Source organism: Cellulomonas sp. GbtcB1 (genome assembly GCF_019091725.1).
GTDB lineage: Bacteria > Actinomycetota > Actinomycetes > Actinomycetales > Cellulomonadaceae > Cellulomonas.
Genome location: NZ_JAGXJG010000567.1, coordinates 1 through 236 on the forward strand (window position 1 = coordinate 1; position 236 = coordinate 236).

Annotated in this window: 1 pseudogene; it reads left to right on the plus strand. The window is 76.3% G+C overall.

Going from position 1 to position 236, the window contains the following annotated elements:
* Window positions 1–236 (plus strand): annotated as a pseudogene (locus KVT14_RS21410) (histidine kinase); the annotation flags it as partial.

The following is a 236-nucleotide window of genomic DNA, read 5'->3' on the forward strand; positions in this document are numbered from 1 at the left end:
CTGCCCGCCGTCGGGCCGGTCGTCTGGCTACGCGGCGAGGTCGTCCGCCCCGTCGACTGGGACGGCGTCCCGCACCACCAGATGATCGCGGTGCCGGAGGGCGACGGGGTGCGGCGCGGCCCGCGGCAGTCGTTCGACCTGTGGCGCGAGCAGGTCCGCGGGCGCTCGCCGCCGTGGGACGACCAGCACGTGCAGAACGCGGCCGACCTGCGGACGTACCCCGTGGAGGCGCTGTT